The sequence below is a fragment of the Sphingobacterium sp. UBA3549 genome, from assembly GCF_002376635.1.
Classification (GTDB): Bacteria; Bacteroidota; Bacteroidia; order Sphingobacteriales; family Sphingobacteriaceae; genus Sphingobacterium.
This window is the reverse complement of the sequence record NZ_DFOE01000024.1, coordinates 212,871-219,108: the sequence shown is the minus strand read 5'-3', so window position 1 is coordinate 219,108 and position 6,238 is coordinate 212,871. Positions and strand designations below refer to the sequence as shown.

Genomic DNA, 6,238 nt, shown 5'->3' with positions numbered 1-6,238 from the left:
GACTTTTTCAGTGCCCTCCTTTAAAGTAGCCTGTTTTTTTACATGGTTTTAAAACCTAAAGCCTAAAGCCCAGTAGTTTTCAAAAAACCAGATCTGTTGCGACGCCTTGTCTACCCCTCTTCTTCCAGTTGTACGAATGTTGGTTAGATCAGTCCATCCAGTTTTAAAATTTCCTTGAAGATACAGCCCTTTGTAAAAACGATAGTGCAGACCAACTTTTGCCGAAGCGCCATAACCAGCAATGTTCCAAAAGTGGTTTGCTCCCTCACCAAAAAGATGAACATCCGAACGCGGGATTAGTAAGCCTACATCTACACCAGATTCCATTGTCAGCACCTGTTGGCCCTTTCGATTGTTGATGATATCATCGTAACGCTCCAAGCCCACCGAAGCAAAATTATAACCGTCGGTGTGTTCAAATGTTAGCATAGCGGAATCTACCGTAATCAATTCACCATTATATTGACCGGCACGGTTTCCAGTCGGGATACCTGGATTAGAAATCTCTTCACCAATAAAACCTGAAATTTTTACCTGTTGAGGTATATCGACGACATATTTCATGTGGTCCCAGCCCAATGAAATGGAATAATTATCTTTGATATAATAACCAAAATGAAGGTTGAATTGCGGGATCGTCAACCGACTTGGATCAAAATAAGTCGAACCAAATTTAGTTGGGCGATCGGCAGCTTTTACATCGTGAAGAATAAAATCATAATTGGGACCTGTGAAATGAATATCAGATTTTGCATAGGAAGAGAAGTTATACCCCCAAAAGAAAAAGAATTTCCCTTTATTACTTTCGGTTCTCAAATTTTTTGGTTTGAAAATACTCTTTCCTATTTCGGGATTTTCTTGTGCAAATAAAGCCGAAACGCTCAATGCAAGCGCTCCAATTGTTAAAAATATTTTTCTCATATCAGTGCTAAAAACGTTGGGCAAAAGTACCGGCATTCTATTTTATAAGCAAATAAATTCAATGAGAATTAGTAAAATATGACGAAGATCACAGAAATGTCATTCCAAAACAAAATAAAAAAGCCGCTTTACACGAAAGCGGCTTTTTTTGTATGCTAATCAACACTATTGTGCTTGATTTTTGCGAATTATATTTAAGGCGCCACCAGCTTTAAACCACTCAATCTGTTGTGCATTATACGTATGGTTTGCCAAGATCTTCTCTTGTGTTCCATCATCGTGGTGCAATACCAGCGTTAAGGGCTTACCTGGAGCAAATTCAGTTAAACCGATAATATCGATGGTATCGTTTTCCTGAATTTTATCATAATCGTCCTTATTTGCAAAAGTCAATCCCAACATTCCTTGCTTTTTCAAATTTGTCTCATGAATACGGGCGAAAGACTTAACCAATACCGCACGAACACCCAAATGACGAGGCTCCATTGCAGCATGCTCACGGGATGAACCTTCCCCATAGTTTTCGTCGCCAACGACAACTGAACCAATACCATGTGCTTTATAGTCACGTTGTGTTGCTGGCACAGGGCCATACTCGCCTGTCAATTGATTTTTAACATTATCTGTTTTCTCATTGAAGAAATTCACCGCACCGATCAACATATTATTTGAAATGTTATCCAAATGTCCACGGTATTTCAACCAAGGGCCAGCCATCGAAATATGGTCTGTCGTACATTTCCCCTTCGCTTTAATCAATAATTTCAAACCCTTCAAATCAGTGCCTTCCCATGCCGCAAAAGGCTGCAATAATTGGAGGCGGTCGGACGTAGGCGCCACATCAACGACAACGGAACTACCGTCAGCAGCCGGTGCTTGGTAACCTGGATCATCTACGGCGAATCCTCTGGTAGGTAATTCGTCCCCTACCGGTGGATCCAATTTCACCTGCTCACCTTTATTATTCGTCAACGTATCCGTCACTGGGTTGAAGCCCAGATCGCCAGAAATTGCAATTGCCGCTACCAGTTCAGGAGAAGCCACAAATGCATAGGTATTAGGATTACCATCTGCACGTTTCGCAAAGTTACGATTGAATGAGTGAACGATGGTATTTTTCTCTTGTTTATCAGCCCCTACACGATCCCACATACCAATACATGGACCACAAGCATTCGTAAATATCGTTGCATTCAGGTCTTCAAATGTTTTCAGCAAACCATCACGATCAGCTGTAAAACGAACTTGTTCTGACCCCGGATTTATACCAAATTCAGCTTTAGTAATCAAACCTTTATCAACCGCTTGTTTTGCTATAGAGGCGGCACGTGACAAATCTTCATAGGATGAGTTTGTACATGAACCGATCAATCCCCATTCCACTTTTAAAGGCCAGCCATTTCTTTCAGCCTCTTCACGCATCCGAGACACTGGCGTATACAAGTCTGGTGTAAAAGGACCGTTGAGCGATGGCTCTAATTCGGATAGATTAATTTCGATGAGCTGATCAAAATACTGTTCTGGATTAGCATAAACTTCAGCATCCGCTGTCAAATGTTGTTTAATCGCATTTGCCGCGTCAGCGACTTCGGCACGTCCCGTAGCACGTAGGTAGCGCTCCATGGATTCGTCATAACCGAAAGTCGAAGTTGTCGCACCAATTTCAGCACCCATGTTACAAATGGTTCCCTTACCTGTACAAGATAGCGACTCTGCTCCCTCGCCAAAATATTCCACAATCGCTCCAGTTCCACCTTTTACGGTCAAGATACCAGCAACTTTAAGGATAACATCTTTGGCAGCAGCCCATCCGCTTAACTTACCAGTCAATTTAACACCGATTAATTTCGGGAATTTCAGCTCCCAAGGTAGTCCAGCCATCACATCACAGGCATCAGCACCGCCTACACCAATAGCAACCATACCCAAACCACCGGCATTAACCGTATGTGAGTCTGTACCGATCATCATTCCGCCCGGAAAAGCATAGTTTTCCAAAACAACCTGATGAATAATACCTGCTCCGGGTTTCCAAAAACCGATACCATACTTATTAGAAACAGAACTCAAAAAGTTAAATACTTCAGAGCTTTCATTTTTAGCACGGGCCAAATCCTTATCTGCCCCTTCCTTTGCCTGAATCAAGTGATCACAGTGAACGGTAGAAGGAACTGCAACTTTGGGACGTCCAGCTTGCATAAATTGCAATAACGCCATCTGAGCCGTAGCGTCCTGCATAGCGACGCGATCAGGAGCGAAGTCAACATAAGAAACGCCACGCTTATAATCTTCAGTAGCATTGCCATCCCAAAGGTGTGCATACAATATTTTCTCAGATAAAGTCAAAGGTTTATTAACCACCTGACGAGCAGCAGCAATGCGCTCGTCATAACGGCTATAGACCTTTTTAATCATATCAATATCAAAAGCCATATCTCTCTAATTTATTTGTTTAATTAAGTTACTAAACACTAATTATTACTATTTTGTCGGAATAGGTGCAAATTTTGTCAAGTTAATTCCTTCGACAGCAGCTTTATATTCGTCAATGTTCGGAATACGACCCAAGATAGCTGATAACACAACTACAGGAGTCGATGCCAGCAAAGACTCTCCTTTCTTACCGTCTCTGTCCTCCACGACACGACCTTGGAATAAACGTGTTGAAGTCGCCATGACCGTATCCCCTTTTGCGGCTTTCTCCTGATTACCCATACAGAGGTTACAACCCGGGCGCTCTAGATACATAATATTCTCATATTCTGTACGTGCAGTACTTTTAGGTAGTGCATCGCTAAATTCAAATCCAGAGTATTTTTGCAGGAATTCCCAGTCGCCCTCTGCTTTCAACTCATCAATAATATTATAAGTGGGGGCTGCGACGACCAAAGGAGCCTCAAAAGTAACTGCGCCTTTTTGTTTTTCAATGTTCTTCAACATTTTAGAAACGATCTTCAAATCGTCTTTGTGAACCATACACGAACCGACGAAACCTAAATCTACTTTTTTGTTTCCACCGTAGTAAGAAAGGTCGCGAATCGTATCGTGTGTATAACGTTTGGAAACGTCTGCATTATTCACATCTGGGTCAGCGATCATCGGTTCTTCAATGATATCCAGATCAATAACAACTTCAGCATAATATTTCGCATTTGTATCCGGAGTTAAAGCAGGCTTAGCGCCAGATTTAATTTCCTCAATACGTTTGTTAGCCTTGTCAATTAAGCCCTGCAAAACATTGTTTTTGTTTTCCATGCCTTTATCGATCATAATCTGAATACGTTTTTTTGCGATCTCCAACGATTCGATTAAGGTATCATCTTGCGAGATACAAATGGAAGCTTTCGCTTTCATTTCTGCTGTCCAGTCTGTAAATGTAAACGCCTGATCAGCCAAAAGCGTACCAATGTGAACCTCTATAATCCTACCTTGGAAGACGTTTTCTCCAGCAAATTGCTGCAGCATCTGCGCTTGGGTAGCGTGAACAACATCACGGAAATCCATATGTTCTTTCATACTTCCTTTAAAGGTAACTTTTACCGACTCAGGAATTGGCATCGAAGCCTCCCCTGTAGCCAGCGCTAATGCAACCGTGCCAGAGTCAGCACCAAAAGCTACACCTTTGGACATCCGCGTATGGGAGTCCCCACCAATAATGATGGCCCATTCGTCGATAGTGATATCGTTTAAAACTTTATGAATAACATCAGTCATGGAATGATATACGCCCTGTGGGTCACGCGCAGTGATTAATCCAAAGTCATTCATAAATTTCATCAGTTTTGGAATATTTGCTTGCGCTTTTTTATCCCATACAGATGCGGTATGACAACCCGATTGATAAGCACCATCCACTGTTGGCGAAATGACCGTAGCAGCCATAGCTTCCAATTCCTGTGCGGTCATCAAACCAGTTGTATCTTGAGAACCAACAATGTTTACTTTAACACGAACATCAGAACCTGCGTGTAAGACCTTACCAGGTGTAACACCGACCGCATTTTTGTTGAAGATTTTCTCTACTGCTGTCAAGCCTTGCCCTTCAATAGTAATCTCTTTTGAAGGAGCAAATACGGTAGGCGCTTGAATGCCCAAGGTCTCTGCAGCAAATGTTTGGATCTTTTTACCAAAAACAATCGCATAAGAGCCACCGGCTTTAATAAATTCCATTTTCTGTGGAGTCAAAGCTTTCGAAATATCGATCAGCTCACGCTCGCCATGATATAATTTCTTCGTCTTTGTATTAATGGTTAAAACAGTGCCTGTCGCAACAGAGTAAGCTTCTTCAAGAATGGGTTCGTTTTTCTCGTTACGCACAACATTACCCTGCTCATCCACTTTCTTCACCCAGTTTTTCAAGTCGATACCAATACCACCGGTCACATCTACCGTTGTCAAGAAAATTGGCGAAATACCATTCGTACCACCTACAATCGGCGCAATATTGACAAAAGGAACATAAGGACTTGCTTGTTTACCGGTCCAAAGTGCCACATTATTTACTCCCGACATACGAGAGGAACCTACACCCATTGTTCCTTTCTCAGCAATCAGCATAACACTTTTACCTGGATGTTGCGCCTGCAATTCACGAATGTGCTGCTGCGCTTCAGGTGTGATCATACATTTACCATGTAATTCACGATCCGAACGTGAGTGCGCCTGATTTCCCGGGGATAATAAATCTGTTGAAATATCACCCTCACCCGCAATAAAAGTAACCACTTCAATTTCTTCCGGCACCTCAGGTAGCTTCGTGAAAAACTCCGCTTTTGCATAGCTTTCCAAAATATCTTTAGCGACTTCGTTACCTTGCTGATAAGCATCTTTCAAACGAGCTGTATCAGCATCATATAAGAAAACTTGTGTTTTAAGCACTTCTGCAGCTTGCTTTGCAATCACTACATCGTCACCCAAAGCTAAATCTAATAACACCGCAATAGAAGGCCCACCCTTCATATGAGACAATAGCTCAAAAGCAAAGTCAGGTGTAATTTCAGCAACAACAGATTCGCCTAAAATAATTTCCTTCAAAAATTGAGCTTTAACGCCAGCAGCAGGGGTAGTGCCCGGCAGTGTATTATAAATAAACAATCGTAAAGAATCTGCTCTATTATCGTTGTTTAAATCCTTAATCTGAGCAATTACTTCACTTAGTAATTCTGCTCCATCAATTGGCTTAGGATGTAAACCCTGGCCTTCTCGTTCTACAACCTCTTGTACGTAATCGTTGTAAATACTCATAGATATCTATCTTTCTATTTTAAGGGTAGCCAAAAAGACACGATGTCTTGCTAAACCACCTTGACTGTAATAT

At 41.8% G+C, this 6,238-nt stretch carries 3 protein-coding genes; all 3 read right to left on the bottom strand.

Annotated elements, in window-relative coordinates; all coding sequences use genetic code 11:
- Positions 1–48: 48 nt before the first annotated feature.
- The 3 genes from B2W36_RS12925 to B2W36_RS12915 all read right to left on the bottom strand — a co-directional run bounded on the left by B2W36_RS12925 (position 49) and on the right by B2W36_RS12915 (position 6,165).
- The gene (locus B2W36_RS12925) at positions 49–921 is read right to left on the bottom strand and encodes a hypothetical protein (RefSeq protein WP_293884532.1); all 873 of its coding nucleotides are present in this window, start codon (positions 919–921) and stop codon (positions 49–51) included.
- A gap of 165 nt (positions 922–1,086) precedes the next feature.
- Positions 1,087–3,354: an aconitate hydratase gene (locus tag B2W36_RS12920; protein ID WP_293888051.1), complete on the bottom strand. Its 2,268-nt coding sequence runs from the start codon at positions 3,352–3,354 to the stop codon at positions 1,087–1,089.
- A gap of 48 nt (positions 3,355–3,402) precedes the next feature.
- The gene (locus B2W36_RS12915; protein ID WP_293888050.1) at positions 3,403–6,165 is read right to left on the bottom strand and encodes a bifunctional aconitate hydratase 2/2-methylisocitrate dehydratase; all 2,763 of its coding nucleotides are present in this window, start codon (positions 6,163–6,165) and stop codon (positions 3,403–3,405) included.
- Between the last annotated feature and the right edge of the window lie 73 nt (positions 6,166–6,238).